Source organism: Arthrobacter psychrolactophilus (genome assembly GCF_003219795.1).
GTDB classification, from domain to species: Bacteria; Actinomycetota; Actinomycetes; order Actinomycetales; family Micrococcaceae; genus Specibacter; species Specibacter psychrolactophilus.
In genome coordinates this window covers 69346-86933 of sequence record NZ_QJVC01000008.1, presented here as the reverse complement: position 1 = coordinate 86933, position 17588 = coordinate 69346, and the positions used below count along the sequence as shown (strand labels likewise).

At 60.8% G+C, this 17588-nt stretch carries 20 protein-coding genes; 11 read left to right on the top strand and 9 right to left on the bottom strand.

Annotated features, from left to right (window positions below; genetic code table 11):
* Nucleotides 1–74: 74 nt before the first annotated feature.
* On the top strand, nucleotides 75–605 hold the full coding sequence (locus CVS30_RS10250) for a DUF805 domain-containing protein (RefSeq protein WP_110485241.1): 531 nt from the start codon (nucleotides 75–77) through the stop codon (nucleotides 603–605).
* 19 nt (nucleotides 606–624) lie between these two features.
* On the opposite strand, the gene CVS30_RS10245 is transcribed toward CVS30_RS10250, so the two are convergent.
* The 4 genes from CVS30_RS10245 to CVS30_RS10230 all read right to left on the bottom strand — a co-directional run bounded on the left by CVS30_RS10245 (nucleotide 625) and on the right by CVS30_RS10230 (nucleotide 2705).
* The gene (locus tag CVS30_RS10245) at nucleotides 625–1332 is read right to left on the bottom strand and encodes an IMPACT family protein (RefSeq protein ID WP_370800799.1); all 708 of its coding nucleotides are present in this window, start codon (nucleotides 1330–1332) and stop codon (nucleotides 625–627) included.
* Between the two features lie 49 nt (nucleotides 1333–1381).
* Nucleotides 1382–1984, bottom strand: coding sequence for a GNAT family N-acetyltransferase (locus CVS30_RS10240; RefSeq protein ID WP_110485240.1), 603 nt, complete (start codon nucleotides 1982–1984; stop codon nucleotides 1382–1384).
* 64 nt (nucleotides 1985–2048) lie between these two features.
* A complete protein-coding gene (locus tag CVS30_RS10235; RefSeq protein WP_110485239.1) occupies nucleotides 2049–2300 on the bottom strand; it encodes a hypothetical protein in 252 nt (83 codons plus the stop codon).
* 9 nt (nucleotides 2301–2309) lie between these two features.
* Nucleotides 2310–2705, bottom strand: coding sequence for a hypothetical protein (locus CVS30_RS10230; RefSeq protein ID WP_110485238.1), 396 nt, complete (start codon nucleotides 2703–2705; stop codon nucleotides 2310–2312).
* Between the two features lie 126 nt (nucleotides 2706–2831).
* Between CVS30_RS10230 and CVS30_RS10225 the strand changes: the two genes are divergently transcribed.
* The 3 genes from CVS30_RS10225 (at nucleotide 2832) to coaE (ending at nucleotide 5101) form a co-directional block, all read left to right on the top strand.
* Nucleotides 2832–3803 carry an alpha/beta fold hydrolase gene (locus tag CVS30_RS10225; protein WP_110485237.1) on the top strand — a complete coding sequence of 324 codons (972 nt, stop codon included), beginning with the start codon at nucleotides 2832–2834 and terminating at the stop codon, nucleotides 3801–3803.
* Nucleotides 3804–3853: 50 nt separating this feature from the next.
* A complete protein-coding gene (locus tag CVS30_RS10220; protein ID WP_146233383.1) occupies nucleotides 3854–4096 on the top strand; it encodes a hypothetical protein in 243 nt (80 codons plus the stop codon).
* A gap of 90 nt (nucleotides 4097–4186) precedes the next feature.
* On the top strand, nucleotides 4187–5101 hold the full coding sequence (coaE, locus tag CVS30_RS10215; protein ID WP_110485235.1) for a dephospho-CoA kinase: 915 nt from the start codon (nucleotides 4187–4189) through the stop codon (nucleotides 5099–5101).
* Here the strand turns inward: coaE and CVS30_RS10210 are convergent.
* Entirely contained in the window at nucleotides 5087–5407 is a 321-nt protein-coding gene (locus CVS30_RS10210; RefSeq protein ID WP_110485234.1) for a DUF4190 domain-containing protein, read from the bottom strand. The genes coaE and CVS30_RS10210 overlap by 15 nt on opposite strands.
* 159 nt (nucleotides 5408–5566) lie before the next feature.
* On the opposite strand from CVS30_RS10210, the gene uvrB reads away from it, so the two are divergent.
* On the top strand, nucleotides 5567–7651 hold the full coding sequence (uvrB, locus tag CVS30_RS10205; RefSeq protein WP_110485233.1) for an excinuclease ABC subunit UvrB: 2085 nt from the start codon (nucleotides 5567–5569) through the stop codon (nucleotides 7649–7651).
* Between the two features lie 204 nt (nucleotides 7652–7855).
* Here the strand turns inward: uvrB and CVS30_RS10200 are convergent, their stop codons facing one another.
* Genes CVS30_RS10200 through CVS30_RS10190 form a run of 3 tightly spaced genes read right to left on the bottom strand, consistent with a single transcriptional unit; the run spans nucleotide 7856 to nucleotide 12195 of the window.
* A complete protein-coding gene (locus CVS30_RS10200; protein WP_110485232.1) occupies nucleotides 7856–9133 on the bottom strand; it encodes an alpha/beta fold hydrolase in 1278 nt (425 codons plus the stop codon).
* Nucleotides 9130–9636 (bottom strand): GNAT family N-acetyltransferase, encoded by a 507-nt coding sequence (locus tag CVS30_RS10195; protein WP_110485231.1) that lies wholly within the window; start codon nucleotides 9634–9636, stop codon nucleotides 9130–9132. The genes CVS30_RS10200 and CVS30_RS10195 overlap by 4 nt, the downstream gene beginning before the upstream one ends.
* 21 nt (nucleotides 9637–9657) lie before the next feature.
* Nucleotides 9658–12195 (bottom strand): DEAD/DEAH box helicase, encoded by a 2538-nt coding sequence (locus tag CVS30_RS10190; protein ID WP_110485230.1) that lies wholly within the window; start codon nucleotides 12193–12195, stop codon nucleotides 9658–9660.
* Between the two features lie 62 nt (nucleotides 12196–12257).
* Here CVS30_RS10190 and CVS30_RS10185 point away from each other — a divergent pair, with 62 nt between their 5' ends.
* The 5 genes from CVS30_RS10185 (at nucleotide 12258) to CVS30_RS10165 (ending at nucleotide 16558) form a co-directional block, all read left to right on the top strand.
* A complete protein-coding gene (locus CVS30_RS10185; RefSeq protein WP_110485266.1) occupies nucleotides 12258–13037 on the top strand; it encodes a trans-aconitate 2-methyltransferase in 780 nt (259 codons plus the stop codon).
* The gene (locus CVS30_RS10180) at nucleotides 13034–13732 is read left to right on the top strand and encodes a PIG-L deacetylase family protein (RefSeq protein WP_110485229.1); all 699 of its coding nucleotides are present in this window, start codon (nucleotides 13034–13036) and stop codon (nucleotides 13730–13732) included. Before CVS30_RS10185 ends, CVS30_RS10180 begins: the two co-directional genes overlap by 4 nt.
* An 83-nt stretch (nucleotides 13733–13815) precedes the next feature.
* Nucleotides 13816–15012 carry a Fic family protein gene (locus tag CVS30_RS10175; protein ID WP_110485228.1) on the top strand — a complete coding sequence of 399 codons (1197 nt, stop codon included), beginning with the start codon at nucleotides 13816–13818 and terminating at the stop codon, nucleotides 15010–15012.
* 60 nt (nucleotides 15013–15072) lie between these two features.
* Nucleotides 15073–15453, top strand: coding sequence for a hypothetical protein (locus CVS30_RS10170; RefSeq protein ID WP_110485227.1), 381 nt, complete (start codon nucleotides 15073–15075; stop codon nucleotides 15451–15453).
* Nucleotides 15454–15478: 25 nt separating this feature from the next.
* Nucleotides 15479–16558 (top strand): NADH:flavin oxidoreductase, encoded by a 1080-nt coding sequence (locus CVS30_RS10165; protein WP_110485226.1) that lies wholly within the window; start codon nucleotides 15479–15481, stop codon nucleotides 16556–16558.
* An 8-nt stretch (nucleotides 16559–16566) separates the two neighbouring features.
* Here CVS30_RS10165 and CVS30_RS10160 read toward each other — a convergent pair whose 3' ends face one another.
* The gene (locus CVS30_RS10160; RefSeq protein WP_110485225.1) at nucleotides 16567–16986 is read right to left on the bottom strand and encodes a VOC family protein; all 420 of its coding nucleotides are present in this window, start codon (nucleotides 16984–16986) and stop codon (nucleotides 16567–16569) included.
* A gap of 135 nt (nucleotides 16987–17121) precedes the next feature.
* On the opposite strand from CVS30_RS10160, the gene CVS30_RS10155 reads away from it, so the two are divergent.
* On the top strand, nucleotides 17122–17505 hold the full coding sequence (locus CVS30_RS10155) for a GntR family transcriptional regulator (protein ID WP_245934544.1): 384 nt from the start codon (nucleotides 17122–17124) through the stop codon (nucleotides 17503–17505).
* Nucleotides 17506–17588: the final 83 nt, after the last annotated feature.

Here is a 17588-nt window from a genome sequence, read left to right as displayed (position 1 = left end):
GTGTGCCCTGCTGCCCGGGCTGTCATTTCAACGGATATGATGGGGGAAATTGCCCAGCCAAGGAGTAAGCCCGCATGTCGAATCCGGAGTACCAGTCGCAAGAGCCCAAGGTTTTGCCTGGCTATTTCAGCCCCGCAGCACCTCCGCCGCAGGCGCCCGCCCAGCAGTCCGCTCCACACATGCCGTCTCCCGTGCGGCCCTATGCGGCGCCGCAACTGCAGCTCAACCCCACATTGGGTACCCAGCCGATCAGGGGAGCGACATTTATGCAGGCACTCGGTCGTTTTTACAGTCAATACGCGGTCTTCAACGGTCGGTCCAGCCGCAGTGAGTACTGGTGGATCGCCGGAGCCACGACAGGCCTCTTCGTCGTTTCTGCCATCCTGTCAGATATCACGGGGGGCGACTGGATCTTAGGTCTCTGGGCCATTTTCATGCTGGCCAGTTTGATTCCCAGCGTTGCCGTGACGGTCCGTCGCCTGCATGACGTGAATCTGAGTGGCGCTCTGGCATGCCTGTGGCTTGTGCCTTACGTAGGATTCATCGCCGTTTGGGTCTTGGCGTTCCTGCCGGAAAAGGCTCAAGGTGCCCGCTTCGATAAGTAGTACCAACGCGAGATGCGAATTAGCGCAGGGGAGTGTCGACCCAGTCGCTCCCGGCGCTGGTGAGCGTGCATCGCCCCGCGCTGAGCGAGGCAAGACGTTCCATGGCCGCGGAAATGACGCCGGCGTCGTCGGGCATGGTCAGACCAATATGGGTGTCGACGGCGTCATAGTCATTACCCGTCATGAGGTAGCCTGCGCTACGCAGCTCATTTTCCAGGCGCCCGGCCTCGTTGTGGGGAACGGCGACGGTGAACAGTTTGAGTCGTTCGCGCCGAACGAGCGGCACCAACGCCAGACTCGTGCTGACGGATTCCGAGTACGCGCGCACAAGCCCGCCAGCCCCGAGTAAGATGCCCCCAAAATACCGGACCACGACGGCGCACACGTCACTAAGATCAGCGGCGGCTTCTCCGGGCTGTGGATCGAGACGGGTCACACGCTTGACCAGGGCATCCAACATGGGTGTGCCTGCCGTGCCGGAGGGTTCGCCGTCGTCGTTGGAACGCTGCAGGCTGCGGTCGGCCCCAATGACGAAAGCCGAACAATGGTGCCGGGCGTCGTAAAATTCGCGGCGCAGCTCGGCAACGAGCTCGCGGGCGGAGGATTCTTCCTCAACGCGGCGCAGCACGGTAATGAAGCGGGAACGTTTGATGGAAATTTCATGGCGGAAATCCGGGCCCGATGCCAGAGTTGTGTAGCTGTTGGGGCCTGCGCCCGCCTGAGAAATTGTCACGCAGCCATCTTAGCCCTGACCCTCAAGAACCGCCGATTCCCGGCTAGGACTGCTGCTCGTGAATGCCAAGGCGCTCGAGGAGTCCAAACTTCACGGTGGGCCATTCACCGTCAATAATAGAAAACACCACGGTGTCGCGGACCGTGCCGTTCTCGAAGATCGTGTGATGACGGAGCACCCCGTCTTGCTTGGCGCCCAGCCGTTCGATGGCACGCCGAGACTGTAGATTGTGCCAGTGCGCACGAAACTCCACGGCCAGGCAGTCCAGTTCCTCAAAGGCTCGTTGCAGCAGGAGCAACTTGGCCGCGGCGTTGATGCCCGTTCCCTGGGCCGTCGAGCTAAGCCATGTAGAACCGATCTCCACACGACGATTGCCCGGGTCTAGGTTCAGATATGAGGTCATGCCCACCGCGCGAGAGCTCGCTGGATCGATGACCGCCCAGGCAACCATACGACCCTCAGCCTGCAAGGCGCGCCGCCGAATGATGTCCGCTGCCATCGTGTCGGGACCGGGAATATGTGTGTACCACGTGCGCCACAGATCGTTGATCTTGACTGCGGCAACAAGGTCATCGTGGTGCGCCTGACACAGCGGTTCAAGCCGAACGAACGGGTTCTCCAGGGCAATAGCATCACTAAAATTCACACCCTGAGTCTAATGGGGTGATTGAGTCATAGTGGGGAGGCGGATGAGACCGTCGTGCCCGGGACTAGTAGCCGACGGCAGCTTTTTGTTCGATGTAATTGATGATCAGATAGCCATCGAACGGCACCAGTTCAACGTACCAACGGCTTGCCGTGGCCAGTCCTGACCAGCCGTCGGGATCGGTGGGGCTACCAGGTGCTGGATGATAGATCGCATCAAATTTCAGAAAGGTGCCATGGTCGGTGGCGCTCGATGAGATGTCCTTGAGGAGCGCAAAGCGTCCTTGATTCTCCGGTGCCGCAGCCCCGGAAGCCATGAGATTTCGTCATGACTGGGACGTCAGCTGCTTTTGCCCGTCATAGTAGTGCTGCCACGCAAGGTCCGTGTGGGTGACAAAAATTGTTTGAGAATAAGCAAGGCTGCCTTGTTCTGCCAGCCCGTCGATGCAGACCTCAGGTATCTGTCTTGAGGTCTCGAGCCAGCCAGTGAGGATGTCGCTTCCAGCGCTCATCCAGGCACTATAGGCAGCTAGGACGCTGTCGATGGCTTCGGCGGGGGTGCCCGGGGGGATCCTGAGCGCCTCAATGGTATCGGGGGCTAGGACCGGGCAGCTGGGGTCAAGGACTGAAACCGGAGTCTGTGCCGGAGTGGGCTCAGGCTGCGGAGGCGTACAGCCGCCTCGTCCGCCTATCAAGGCGAGGCCCAGGCCCGTCGTCGTCAATGTCTTGAGATAGCAACGTAAAACTTACCCCCAAAATGTGTCAGCCTTCCTGGCAGACGCCACCAAGTCTAATAGCCTCAAGAGGACGACCATTACGCATAGCCGAGGGGAAATAGTGTGTCAGGGATGAAGGAAATGCCACGCTTTCAGGGTCTGCTCGACGTTGGTGAGGGGCAGAGTATTTACTGGGAAGAGTGGGGTGCGCCCCATGGTGTACCGGCGCTGTACCTGCACGGTGGTCCGGGCGGCACGCTGGGGACAAGCGGGTATCGGAAACGCTTTGAGCTGTCGCAGAGCCGTGTCATTGGATTTGAACAGCGCGGTTGTGGCCGGTCGACTCCTCATGCCTCGGATCCAGAGACGTCGATGCGGAGCAACACCACGGCGCATCTCATCGCCGATATCGAGGCACTTCGCAAGGCGCGGGGTGTGGATTCCTGGATTCTCAATGGTGTCTCGTGGGGTTCGACGCTGGCTCTCGCCTACGCTCAAGCCCACCCCGAGCGCGTGAACGGCATCGTCCTGTTCGCCGTCACGACAACAGGTCGGCAAGAGGTGGAATGGATCACCGAGGGCGTCGGGATGATCTTTCCGGAGGCCTGGGACCGGTTCGCCTCATATGCCGAAGCCGGCGGAGTTGGATACAGGCGTGGGGTGGGTCGGCTCGTGGCCGCTTATGCGCAACTTCTGAGTTCCCCAGACCCGGCGGTCCGAGACGCAGCCTCACGTGAATGGGCGCTCTGGGAAGACACGCACATTTCCCTCGGCGCTGGCGGGCTCGTCCGCGATCCCCAGTGGGAGGACTCTAGATACCGGTTGGCCTTCGCCCGTCTCACCTCGCACTATTGGACGCATCTGGGCTTTAGCGAGGTGCCGCTACTAGAGGGCATGGTACGCATCGGTCATATTCCGGGGACCCTCCTTCACGGTCGGCGCGATATTTCCGGGCCCGCGATCACCGCATGGGAGCTGCATCGTCGCTGGCCTGCATCAACGCTCATCATCGACGAAGGAGAAGGCCACGGCGGTCCCAGCATGGTTAACTCGTGGAGTCAGGCCAATGCTCAACTTGTCGCCAGGCAGTGCGGGCAAGCTTGAGCGTGTAGGGTCGCCTACAAACATCCTGAGGCTTGGGGGGAACGATGCGGATGACTATTGTAGCCATAGCGGCGTGGGTGCTGACGGGGTTGATCCTGCTCCTGGGAATCAACGTCGGACGGGCTTTTTGGTTCTATATGGAGCCGGTGGTCGATACGGTTCCTGTCCCAGCGAGCTACACGATTGCTGCCGTTGCGGGAATCTTGGCGTTATTCCTGAGTCTCTTTGTCAGTGTGGGTGCGACGCTTCAGGCCGTGCGCCCGAGTGCCACGACAACGAGCAAGAGCTCCTGACGGCGGGAACCTTCTCGGCTGGACGCAGCACAAGAGGCTTCCCCGAACGCCTACAACCATCTGGGTGACCCGGCTGGATAAGATGGAGTCATGCTTTCCTTGGGACTGACCGGTGGCATCGCCGCCGGCAAATCACTGCTTGCCAACCGCTTTCGTGAGCTGGGCGCCGTCGTCATTGACGCCGACCAGCTAGCTAGGGACGTCGTGGCCCTGGGCACGCCCGGGTTGGCGGCCATCGTGGAACGCTTTGGGTCAGAGATTCTCTTAGCCGATGGGACGCTCAACCGCCCGGTGTTAGGTTCGCTCGTCTTTGCCGACGGCGAGGCGCTCCAGACTCTCAACGCCATAGTTCACCCTCGGGTGCGGGCGGCCGCCGCTGAAATCAAGCGAGGGGCCGACCCCGATGCCATCGTCGTTCAAGACATTCCGCTGCTGGTCGAATCGGGGCAAGGCGCCAATTTTCACCTCGTCGTGGTGGTGCAGGCGCCGCTGGAAACACGGGTGAGCCGCATGGTGAGCCATCGGGGCATGAGCCGGGATGAAGCCCTGTCCCGGATCTCAGCGCAGGCGAGTGACGCCGAACGCGCCGCCGTTGCTGACGTGCTCATCATCAACGATGGCGTGGCCGAGCAGGCGATGGCGGAGCTCGATGTGCTGTGGCATGAGCGACTGCTGCCATTTGCTGTCAATCTCAGGGCACAACAAGCCGCGACAGAGCATGACGAGCTTTCGCTGCCCGGTGCGGCCAGCGTGGCAGCGGGGGAGCGGCTGGCCCGACGCCTTGGCAAGGTGGTAGAGCCGTTCGACGTGACGCTGAGCCAGCTTGCCGGGGATGCAGCACCTCTGGAGTATCAGCTGAGCCTGAAAAATGGACGCGACAGGGCCGCGATCATGCAGGCTTTAGGCACTGCCGGATGGTTCCCCCGGTCTTCAGGACCAGCCATGCTGTTGGCATCAGCCGATCCGGCAGTGCAAGCCACCGTGACGCTTCTAGAGGTCAGTTGAGCTTGACCCAACAAGCACCACGATGAAGATGACGTATCCGACCAGGCCAAGGAAGCCAAGAATGGTGAAGATCCAGCCGAGGATGACACCAATCTTGGCAGGCGTGTTGTCCATGAAGCCGGCCTCTTCGGACTTCTTCTTAGCGATGATCGAGATGATGAGCCCCGCCAACGACACGACAAAGCACATCACTAAACCGATGATGCCTAGCGTCTTGCCGGGGTCTTCCTGCGGTGGAGCCGACATGGCGCCATACGGTGTGCCGTAGGTGGGCTGGACGTAGGGTTGCTCGGGATTCTGGGACATGATTTCCTCTCGTACCGTGAAAACGAAGGGTCCTAAGAAATGCTGATTCCTATACTCACATAGAAATGGTCCCCCGTACGGAATATCTTTCGAGAGATTGACCCATGCTTGTGGCGGACAGAGCTTGCAGCGGTGCCGGAGGGATGTAGCGTTAATGCCATGAGTCTTGCCCAAGAAATTAACCGCGTCGTTGCCCCTTTTGAAGTCATCAGCGAATTCAAGCCTGCCGGTGATCAGCCCACGGCGATCAAGGAGCTGACGGAACGGATTAACAACAGTGAAAAGGACGTTGTACTCCTAGGCGCCACCGGCACGGGAAAGTCCGCGACCACGGCCTGGTTGATTGAACAGGTGCAGCGTCCCACCTTGGTGTTGGTGCAAAACAAGACCCTGGCCGCGCAGCTGGCCAATGAGTTCAGGGAGTTACTACCCAACAATGCTGTTGAGTACTTCGTTTCCTACTACGACTACTACCAGCCTGAGGCGTATGTACCCCAGTCGGACACCTTCATTGAAAAAGACTCCTCGGTCAATGAGGAAGTTGAACGGCTGCGTCACTCCGCCACGAATGCGCTGCTGACCCGCCGTGACGTCATCGTCGTCGCCACGGTGTCCTGCATTTATGGCTTGGGTACTCCGGAGGAATACGTCGCCGGCATGGTGACGCTGACCCGTGGGGATCAGATGAACCGCGATGATCTGCTGCGCAAATTCGTCAGCATGCAATACACCCGCAATGACATTGACTTCCATCGCGGGACGTTCCGCGTCCGCGGCGACACCGTGGAGATCATCCCCATGTACGAAGAGCAGGCCATCCGCGTCGAGTTCTTCGGCGATGAAATTGAGAACATCTACACCCTGCATCCGCTCACGGGCGAGATCATCCGGGAAGAAAACGAGATGTACGTCTTCCCGGCGTCGCACTATGTTGCCGGACCCGAGCGGATGTCCCGAGCCGTCAAGCAGATTGAGGACGAGCTTGCCACTCGAACCAAGGAACTTGAAAGCCAGAACAAGCTCCTCGAAGCCCAGCGACTGCGCATGCGCACCACCTATGACCTGGAAATGATGGAGCAGATGGGCTTCTGCAACGGCATCGAGAACTATTCCAGGCACATCGATGGCCGTGACCAAGGAAGTGCCCCGCACTGTCTCATCGACTACTTCCCGGACGACTTCCTGCTGGTGATCGACGAGTCTCACGTGACGGTTCCTCAGATCGGTGCCATGTATGAGGGCGATATGTCCCGCAAGCGCACCCTCGTCGACCACGGCTTCCGGCTGCCATCAGCCATGGACAACCGCCCCCTGAAATGGGATGAATTCCTGGAGCGCATTGGCCAGACGGTGTACCTTTCGGCCACGCCGGGCAAGTACGAGCTGGGTGTCTCTGATGGGTACGTGCAGCAGATTATTCGCCCCACGGGCCTGATCGATCCCGAGATCATCGTCAAGCCCTCGCAAGACCAGATCAACGACCTGTTGGTTGAGATCCGCAAGCGTACAGCCAAGAATGAACGTGTTCTCGTGACAACCCTGACGAAGCGCATGTCCGAGGATCTGACCAACTACCTGTTGGGCAACAACATCAAGGTCGAGTACCTACACTCCGACGTCGATACCCTGCGCCGTGTGGAATTGCTGCGTGAGTTGCGCATGGGTGTCTTCGATGTCTTGGTCGGTATTAACCTGCTTCGTGAAGGCCTTGACCTGCCAGAAGTCTCGCTCGTGAGTATCCTCGACGCCGACAAGGAAGGCTTCCTGCGGTCCTCCACCTCGCTCATTCAAACGATCGGTCGTGCGGCACGTAACGTCTCCGGCGAGGTGCACATGTATGCCGATCGCATCACGGCATCCATGGAGTTCGCGATCGAGGAGACGAATCGCCGCCGAGAAATCCAGGTCAGCTACAACAAGAAGCACGGCATCGACCCGCAGCCCCTGCGCAAGAAGATCGCCGACATCACCGATCAGTTGGCCCGCGAGGATGCCGACACCGCGGCCCTGCTTGAGGAAGCTCGCTTGAAGCGTGAAGGCTCCAGTAAGGGCGGCAAGAAAAAGACGTCCGACGGCGGGGCGTCCCGTCCCGCTGCTGAGCTCATCTCCCTCATTGAGGAACTCACCGCCCAGATGCACGGTGCCGCCGCCGACCTCCACTTCGAGCTGGCCGCCCGCCTGCGTGATGAGGTGGGCGATCTGAAGAAGGAACTACGTCAGATGCGAGAAGCCGGCCACGCCTAGTCGGACGAACCGGCAGTCGTTGGCGGAGAACCCTGACGGAAAGTCCCGGCTCGGCGCCTGGGTGGGTTCTCGGCGTCGAACGTGACTTACTCCGTGTTGACTCGCCACGTGACGCCCCTCTGAACGAGGTTTAGGGGCGTCATGTGACGGGTCAACGGGCGCAAGCGGGTGCTAAGCTCCCGCAGGCTACGCGGGAGCTTAGCGCTAGGCGCGGACCAGGCGAAGTAGGCGCGCGAAGATCCCTTCGCCGTCGTCGGCAATACCGTCGTGGTGGAAATCAGCACTTTCCCACACATGGAGGCCCTTGACGGCGGCCGCCGTGGCGAGTGAGATCTCACGGTCCACGAAAATGTCGTCGGAGTACACGGCAGCCGCGACGGGAACCGTATTGCGGGCCAGCTGTTCAAGGTCGTAGAGCGCACCCCAGCCTTCCGTGCGGGCAGCCAAAACATCGGCCAACTCGCGCAGCGGAAGCAGTGCCGGATCCTGTTCGAAGTACCAGGGATAGATGGCCTCGCCGGTCAGCAGCGGTTCGGCAGCGTCGGGGCGGAAATCCGGATTGGCCGCCAAAACTCGTGCGGCGGCCCAGTTGCTGGCGGCTCCCTGAACGTAAATGGACTCGTGCATCAAGGCGTACAGCGGATTGGCGGCGCGTCCCACATAGCTGGCCACGGTGGCCAGGAAGTTGTCGGAGAGGCGGGCGCCGTCGAGCGTGTCAAGGAAAACGTCCTCGAAGACAAAGTGCAGGGCATCAAACCGGGTGTTGCCACCGAGATAGTTACCCAACATCTGCACGCGCTCGGGGGTCAGCTGTTCGCCTGTTGGAAGGAATTCGGGGACGTCGGAGACGTGGCGCATCAGCTGGGTCAGCAGCTCGCGATCGGCCGGGTACTTGGCAAAGTATTCGGCATTGCGGCGACGCAGGCGCTCAAAGGTGGCCTGATAGACCTGATCTGCCGGGCCGGACAGCGGGCCGAGGCCACCGGTGATGAGGACCTCCTTCAAGCCTTCCGGGGCAAAGGACAGGTACGTCAGGGCGCAGAAGCCGCCGTAGCTCTGGCCGAAAATGCTCCATGGACCGGACCCCAGTTCGGCGCGGATGAGCTCGGCATCGGCCACAATGTCCGAGGCGCGGAAGTGCGAGAGGTAGTCGGCCTGAGCCGCCAGGTTGCCGACCCGGGGCAGAGTTTGGCGATTGACCGGGGTGGACAATCCGGTGCCTCGCTGGTCGAGCATCAGGATCCGGAAAGACTTGGCCGCCTCGGCAAGCCAACCGTTGAGACCTGTGGGACGGTTGCCCTTACCGCCGGGGCCACCCTGCAGGAACAGCAACCACGGCAAATCCTTGCCCTCGGGGTCGCTCAATTCCCGGGCAAAAAGGGTGATCGAGGGTCCCTCGGGATGAGCATGATCGAGGGGTGCCGTGAAGCGGTGGTCCTGCACGCGCAGGCCCCGGACGAGGTACGACTCCGCGGCGCTCATGCCGTGACCTCCGCTGCCGTTGCGCTTCCGAAGGCGGTCAGTTCGGCGCCGTCGAGGCGGAAGACATGCCAACCATCCATGGGGTTGGCGCCCAGCGCCTTGTAGAAGTTGATCGACGGCTCGTTCCAGTCGAGCACGCTCCACTCAACGCGGGCATAACCGCGCTCCACGGCGATCCTGGCCAATTCGCGCAACAGCATCTTGCCATAGCCGCCGCCGCGAGCCTCGGGGCGCACATAGAGATCCTCGAGGTGGATTCCGTGGGTTCCCTCCCACGTGGAGTAGTTCAGGAACCACAGCGCGAAGCCCACGATGGGCTCGCCCGCAGTGGGCGAGTCCACCACGTGGGCAAACACCTGAGGGTTGTCGCCGAAGAGGCTGGCATTCAGCATGTCAGCGGTGTTTTTTACGGCATCCGGCTCCTTTTCATAAACAGCCAGATCCTGGATCATGCCAAGAATTGCGGGGACATCGGCGGGCACAGCGGTGCGAAGAAGACTCATAGAACGAGCTTATCGCGCACCTCACATTCGGCTGAATTCCTTGAAATGCACGACGGCGGCACCCGCCTCATTCGACGCGTCCAGATCCACTGTGGCTCGCATAAACCAGTCGTGGTTGCCTTCCGGGTCAACGATGGTTTGGCGCACATCCCAGGTGTCCTCCGCCGTGGTGATGGTCAAGAGCGCCGGGCCACGAGCGGCCGCGCCGGACTCGATGAACTCGTGTTCGTCCCAGTACTCATCCAAAGCATCGGCCCAACGATCGGCATCCCAGCCGTGGTCGCCGTCGAGCGCTGCAAGAGCCTCAAAGTCGTCGTCGGCCGCGAGCTCCACGCGGCGGAACATCTCATTGCGGACCATGACCCGGAAGGCCCTGGCATTGTCGGTGAGGCGCGGCGGGGCCGGGGGAAGAGCCGTTTCCTCCACAACGTCCGAGCTCTCGCCGTTCGTCATCTTTTCCCACTCGTCGAGCAGGCTGGAATCGACCTGGCGGACCAGCTCGCCGAGCCAGGAGATGATGTCCTCAAGGTCCTCGCGGAGCGCATCCTGGGGTACGGTCTGGCGCAGCGCCTTGTACGCGTCCGTCAGGTATCGCAGCACGATGCCCTCGGAACGGGCCAGCGAGTAGTACTGGACATATTCGCCAAAGTTCATGGCGCGCTCGTACATATCGCGAATGATGGACTTGGGCGTCAGCTCAAAGTCACCCATCCACGGCGACGCCTTACGGTAGACCTCGAAGGCGCCAAACAGCAGCTCCGAGAGCGGCATGGGGTAGGTGACCTCGTCGAGGATCGCCATGCGTTCGTCGTACTCGATGCCCTCGCTCTTCATGGCCGCAACCTTTTCGGTGCGTTCGCGCTTGAGTTGGGCGGACAGGATCTGGCGCGGCTTCTCCAGCGTTGACTCGATGACGGAGATGACGTCGAGGGCGTAGCTGGGGGACTCTTGATCCAACAGATCCAGGGCGGCCAACGCGAAGGGGGAGAGCGGCTGGTTGAGCGCAAAGTTCATCTGCAGGTGGACCGTCAGGCGTACCGTGCGACCATCGGCTTCGAGCTCGTCCTCGGGAATGCGTTCGACCACGCCGGCGCCGAGCAATTCTCGGTACATGCCGATGGCCTTGCGCATGAGGACGCGCTGCTTCGACGGCGACTCATGGTTCTGAGTGAGCAAGGTCTTGGCGGCCTGGAAGGGATCGCCCGGGCGCTCCAAGAGGTTCAGCAGCATGGCGTGCGTGATGGTGAAGCTGGAGGTCAAAGGTTCCGGAACGGATTCTGCCAGACGGGTGAACGTGGGCTCGCCCCAGCTGACAAAGCCCTGCTGCGGCTTCTTCTTGACCACCTGGCGGAGCTTCTTTTGATCGTCGCCAAACTTCGCGACGGCCTTCGCCATGGACTTGGCGTTTTCAATGACGTGCTCGGGAGCCTGCACAATGACGGTTCCGGCCGTGTCATAACCGGCGCGGCCCGCACGGCCCGCGATCTGTTGGAACTCTCGCACTTGCAAGACGCGAGTGCGGACGCCGTCGTACTTGCTCAGCGCCGTCAACAAAACCGTACGGATGGGCACATTGATGCCAACGCCCAAGGTGTCGGTGCCGCAGATGACCTTCAGCAGGCCAGCTTGGGCCAACTGCTCCACGAGGCGACGGTACTTGGGCAGCATGCCGGCGTGGTGTACACCAATGCCGTGGCGGACCAGACGGTTGAGCGTCTTGCCGAAGCCGGCGGAGAAACGGAAGCCCGCCATGAGCTCGCCAATCTTGTCCTTTTCCTCGCGGGTGCAGACGTTGATGCTCATCAGGTTCTGGGCGCGGTCGATCGCCTCGGCCTGGCTAAAATGCACCACATAGACCGGGACCTGCTTGGTGGCGAGCAGCTCCTCGAGGGATTCGTGCACGCCGGTCTGGACATAGTAGTAATGCAGCGGGATGGGGCGTTCGCCAGAAGAGACCGTGGTGGTGGTGCGGTTGGTCAGCTCTGTCAGCTCGCGCTCGAAACGGCTGACGTCACCGAGCGTTGCGCTCATGAGCAGGAACTGCGACTGCGGCAATTCCAGGAGGGGCAGCTGCCAGGCCCAGCCACGCTGCGGGTCAGAGTAGTAATGGAACTCATCCATGATGACAACGCCGACGTCGGCATTCTCACCTTCGCGCAGCGCAATGTTCGCCAGGATTTCCGCCGTGCAGCAGATGATGGGCGCGTCCTGGTTGACGGAGGAGTCGCCGGTGATCATGCCGACGTTTTCTGCGCCAAAGATCTCGCACAGGGCAAAGAACTTTTCCGACACGAGCGCCTTGATGGGAGCCGTGTAGTAGCTCGCGGCACCACGAGCCATGGCGTTGAAGTGGGCGGCGATGGCCACCATGGACTTACCCGAACCCGTGGGGGTGGACAGGATGACGTTGTTTCCGCTGACCAGCTCGAGCGCGGCTTCCTCCTGAGCGGGGTACAGCTCCAAGCCCTTTTCAAGTGTCCACTCCAAAAACGCGTCCAGAACGTCGTCATCGGTTGAGGTTTGCGGATTCAGGGTGGCAAGCTGTTCAAGAAGATTCATGGTTCTCCCAGCTTAGGCGCTTAGTGCTGCCGCGGAGTAACGGTATGTGGCAGGATGGCGCCATGAGCGAACAAGCATTTCTCTGGGAACCGGCAAAATACGTACAGTTCAGTGATTTTCGTGACAGACCATTCTTTGATCTGACCTCTCGTATCGCTGCGCAGAACCCTTCGCAGGTGGTAGACCTCGGCTGTGGTCCGGGAAATCTCACCGCCACCCTGGCGCTGCGGTGGCCCGAGGCTACCGTGCTGGGAATCGACAGCTCCGAGGCGATGATCACGACCGCCCGTCCCGCCCCAGGCTTGCACTTTGAATTGGGCGATATTGCCCAGTGGTCACCGGCTGAGGACACCGACGTGGTGGTCTCCAATGCCGCGCTGCAGTGGGTGCCGGGGCATCGTGAACTGATGTCTGGCTGGTTGGCGGCTCTGCGCCCGGGTGCGTGGCTGGGTGTCCAGGTGCCCGGGAACTTCGGGGCGCCGTCGCACGTCCTCATGCGCGAGCTCGCGGAAAGCGCGACGTGGCGAGATCGGCTGGAGGGCGTGTTGCGCCACGATGACGCGGTGGGGGAGCCCAGCGAATATCACGAGCTCTTCATCCGCGGCGGGGCGCAGGTGGACGTGTGGGAAACCACGTATAGCCAGCTACTCACGGGCGAAAATCCCGTGCTCGAGTGGGTGCGCGGCACCGGCCTGCGACCCGTTCTGGCGGCTTTGGGTCCCGCTGATAGCGTGGACTTCGAACGTGACTATGCGGCGCTGCTTGCGGAAGCCTATCCGGCCGGCGAATTTGGCACGGTCTTTCCGTTCCGTCGCATCTTTATGGTGGGAGAGAAACAATGACCGAGCTCCTGGAATTTCCGCAGGACTGGCAGAGGGCGTTGGTCATTGTGGCTCACCCTGACGATCCCGAATATGGCATGGCTGCCGCGGTGGCCGAGTGGATCGCCGCCGGGAAACACATCAGCTATGTTCTCGCCACGCGGGGCGAGGCCGGAATTGCGGGCCTGGCTCCCGAGGAATCTGCGCCGTTGCGCAGTATGGAACAGGAAAATGCCTGCGCTCGGGTGGGCGTGACGGATTTGGTGTTTCTTGACCATCCCGATGGTCGCATCGAAGAAGGCTTGGCGCTGCGTCGGGATTTTGCTCGCGAGATCAGGCGGGCGCGCCCCGATCTGGTCCTGACGTTGAACCACCGGGACGAATGGGGTCCTGGGCAGTGGAACACGGCCGACCACCGTGCCGTGGGACGGGCAGTTCTCGACGCCGTCGGAGATGCCGACAACGAATGGATCTTTCCCGAACTGCTGGCCGAGAGGCTGCCACGCCACAAGGCCCGCTGGGTTGCCGTCATGTCCCCGGCGCCGACACATGCCCAAAAAGTCTCACAGTCAAGCATCGACAAGGCCGTGGCCTCTCTTGCCGAACATCAACAGTATTTGATGGCTCTCAGTGACGAATCTGTCGTAGATCAGGCGCGTCAACAAACCGAACGCGCCACGGTTGGAGGGGTCGTGGGATTCGAGCTCTATGGCTAGCCAGGGCCAAAATATCGCGATATCCAGCCATAAAAGAATTCCATAGCAATGGATAATTAGCTAAGCATTGATATGATTAGGCTATGGCAACGGTTGAGAACAATTTGGGATGGCCACCGCTGAGCTTCGAAGAGCGGCCCTGGCGGTCTGATCAGGATAGCTATGGCTCGCGCACAGAGAAGCGACGTGTGGCCGGCCCGTATCTGGCCGCCGTGCCGCCCGCCATTGCTGCCCTGGACGTTCACCTCGAGGGTGAGCTGCAGGCATTGAGTGAAGAAGCCGCCACGGAACTGGCCCGTTTTGATGCCGAGGTGGGACAAATTGCAGCACCCTTCGCCGCGATCTTGCTGCGGACCGAAAGTGCCTCAAGTTCTGAAATTGAAAACCTCAGCAGCGGTGCTCGGCAGATTGCCCTCGCAGAACTCGGTGCCCATGCCTCGAAAAATGCGCAGCTAATCGTGGGCAATGTGCGCGCCATGCAGGCTGCCTTGGCTTTGTCGGAGTCCATCGATGGACAGGCCATCATCGAGATGCATCGGGCCTTACTGGAAGAGAGCAACCCCGAGATCGTGGGTCGCTGGCGCGATCAGCAGGTGTGGATCGGTGGCGGCAGCCTAGGACCCCACACGGCACAGTTTGTTCCTCCGCATCATGACCGGGTGCCGGTGCTCATGGACGATCTTGCGGTGTTCGCGAATCGCTTAGATCTGCCGGTTCTGGTGCAGACCGCCCTTGCTCACGCGCAATTTGAAACCATCCACCCTTTCCCTGACGGTAATGGTCGAGTCGGTCGCGCCTTGATTCAAGCGATGTTACGAGGTGGACAGCTCACCCGAAATGTTGCCGTTCCGGTGTCTGCCGGGTTGTTGCATGACACCGCAAGTTATTTCGAGGCGCTTGGCGCTTACCGGGCGGGGGATATCTCCCCGATCGTTCGCGCTATCGCCGATGCGGCATTTGCCGCAGTGCACAACGGGCGCATTCTGGTGGCGGATCTTGAAACCGTGCGACTGGGGTGGCGTGAGCGAGTGAAGGCACGTCGTGACTCTTCTGCGTATCGACTCGTGGATGTGTTGCTGCGCCAGCCCGTCATTGACAGTGTCACGGCTGCAGCGCAGCTGGGGATTTCCAGCGTCAACGCGCAGCAGGCCATCAATCGCTTGGTCGACGCCGACGTGTTGGCACAAATTTCCACAGGCAAACGGAATCGGCTGTGGCTGGCGAAGGACGTCGTGCGTGTCCTGGACGAGTTCGGCGCCCGGGCCAAACGGCGTCGCTAGCTGTCATTGACGGGCAACACGCAATCTCAAATTTCAGGGAAAACAGTAGGGGAACTCGCCATGGTCACACTGTCCAGATTCGTCAGCATTGTTGAGGCTAACGAGAGCTCCCACTCTCCAAGTCTCTCTGTCTCGGTGTCCCTCTTTGCCGAACTAAAAGATGGGCGACTCATATTAGTGCTGGATGATCGTGGTTGGAATTCCAATCAGCGATGGGCTGAGGCTACGTCCGCGGAGATTGAACAGACAGCGCGCGATGTTGTGGGCCCCGATGAACCGTATGGCGAGCAAACCATGGAGGAAGCAATTGCGGCCCACTGGGAATACCTGCGGAAGATTCTGGCCGCCCAGGGCGTTGACACGGATTCAGGGGTTCTCAAGACAGCGCCGCATGATGTGGTTCTGAGTGAGAGCGTTGTGACGCGATTGAACCTTGACTAACAGACTTTCATCTCCGAGGAGCCATATGACTTTCCTGTCAGATCCGCTGCCGCTACGCCACGGCCGGGCCCTACCCAATCGATTGGTCCTCGCGCCCATGACCAATCAGCAGAGTCACCCGGACGGCACGTTGTCGGAGGACGAGCTTGCCTGGCTGATCGCCCGCGCTGACGGCGGGTTTGGCCTCTTGCAGACAGCGGCCGCGTATGTGCATCCAGCGGGACAAGTCTGGCCCGGCCAATTGGGGATCTCATCCGATGCCCACCTCCCCGGGCTGGAGCGTCTGGCTGTGGCCATCGCCGCTGCCGGTGGCAGGTCCTCGGTGCAGCTGCATCATGGTGGCGTGCGGGCGGAGAAAAACTTATCTGGTCAGGACGTCGTGGGTCCCTGGGACGATGCACAGACCGGAGTTAGAGCCATGACAACCACCGAGGTTCAGCAAGCAGTCGAAGATTTCGCCGCGGCCGCGGCACGAGCTGAACAAGCCGGCATCGACGGCATCGAGGTGCACGGCGGACATGGTTACCTCGTCGGCCAATTCCTCGACGCCTCCAACAACCTCCGAGACGACGGCTACGGCAGTGACCCCGTTGGGCGGAGTCGTTTCGTCAAAGAAGTCGTCGCCGCGATCCGGGAACGAACCGGACCGGATTTTCATGTTGGGCTCCGCCTGTCCGTTGAACGCTACGGTCTGGTTCTGGAGGACATGGTTGCGCTTGTTGGCGAGCTCATGGCTAGCGGGACCATCGACATCCTCGACCTCTCACTCTGGGATGTCGATAAGCTTCCGGCGCATGCCCTCGAGGGAAGTCGAACCCTCCTCGAGCACTTCGTGGACGTGCCGCGCCACGGAACCGTTCTTGGCGTCGCGGGGCAAATCACCAGCGCCGAGGACGTGCAGCAGGTGCTCGATCGGGGCGCTGACCTGGCCTACATTGGCAAGGCCGCCATCGCCGACCATGCATTCGCCCACCAAGCCATGACTGACCCTAGCTATCGCGCGCCATCCTTCCCCGTGACACGGGAGCACCTCCGGGCGGAGAAATTATCGGAGCAATTCATCACGTACTTCGCGAGCAACTGGCCTCAACTGGTGGACGGCTAAGGCACGCATCACGAGGACTCGGAGCCGGCCTCCGCGACGAGCTCAACTTCGAAGCCATCGGAATTGACCAGATACGCGGCGTAGTGATCGTCGCCGCCAGCGTGCGGATACTTCTCGGCGAAGAGCTGCTTCCAGCCATGCGCCATTGCGGCCACGACCAAGGCATCAACCCTTTCTCTCGATCCGGCATGGAACGCGAGATGATTGAGCCCGGGAGCTGTCCGCTCATGCTGGTGAGCGCTCATAGCGGGAGATTCCTCGGTGACTAGATAGCTGCTGCCCCGACGCCAGCTAGCTCCCTTGCCCCAATTTTGATCGAGTGAGTATCCCAGAGTTGTCAGCATCCAGCCCCACTCAACCGTGGCGCGTTCTATGCTTGGTACCCATAGCTCAATATGATGCAGGGCTCCCGCTACGTTCTCGTCCATTCGGTAAGTGTCACATATCTAGCGGCAGAAGAAGTGATTTCAGCCATGACTAACTGTTGGCTCGCGGTGCTTTCAATTACGATCAGTAACTAGCCACCATTTGGTGGCGCCAATGGTGGAAGAGGCGAGCCCGGTATGAATGCCATGGATGTCATGATGCGACGTTGGCGCCTCGATACGGAATCGAGCGTTCCACCCTTTGAGCAGATCAAGTTGCGAATCCTCGATCTGGCCTCATCAGGGGAATTTGCCGTGGGAACCAAGCTGCCCTCGGTCCGTTCCCTGGCCACAGATCTTGGCGTTGCCGCCAACACGGTGGCCCGCGCCTATCGCGAGTTAGAGCAGACCGGAGTGGTCATCACGGCGGGTCGCAGCGGAACCGCTGTTGCCTCCGGTGGTGACATGATTGCCGCCCAGGTGGCGAGTGCCGCGGACGCGTTTGCCGCCGTCGTGCGTGATTTGGGGATGCCAACAAGCCAAGCCCTCAAGATCGTGACGGCGGCCCTGGAACGCAGTTAGCCGCACGAGAAAAATCAGCATGCGTTCGAACGAACTTTCGATTACACTCAATATTGTTTGCACTGCACGGCGCCAAAGCGGCC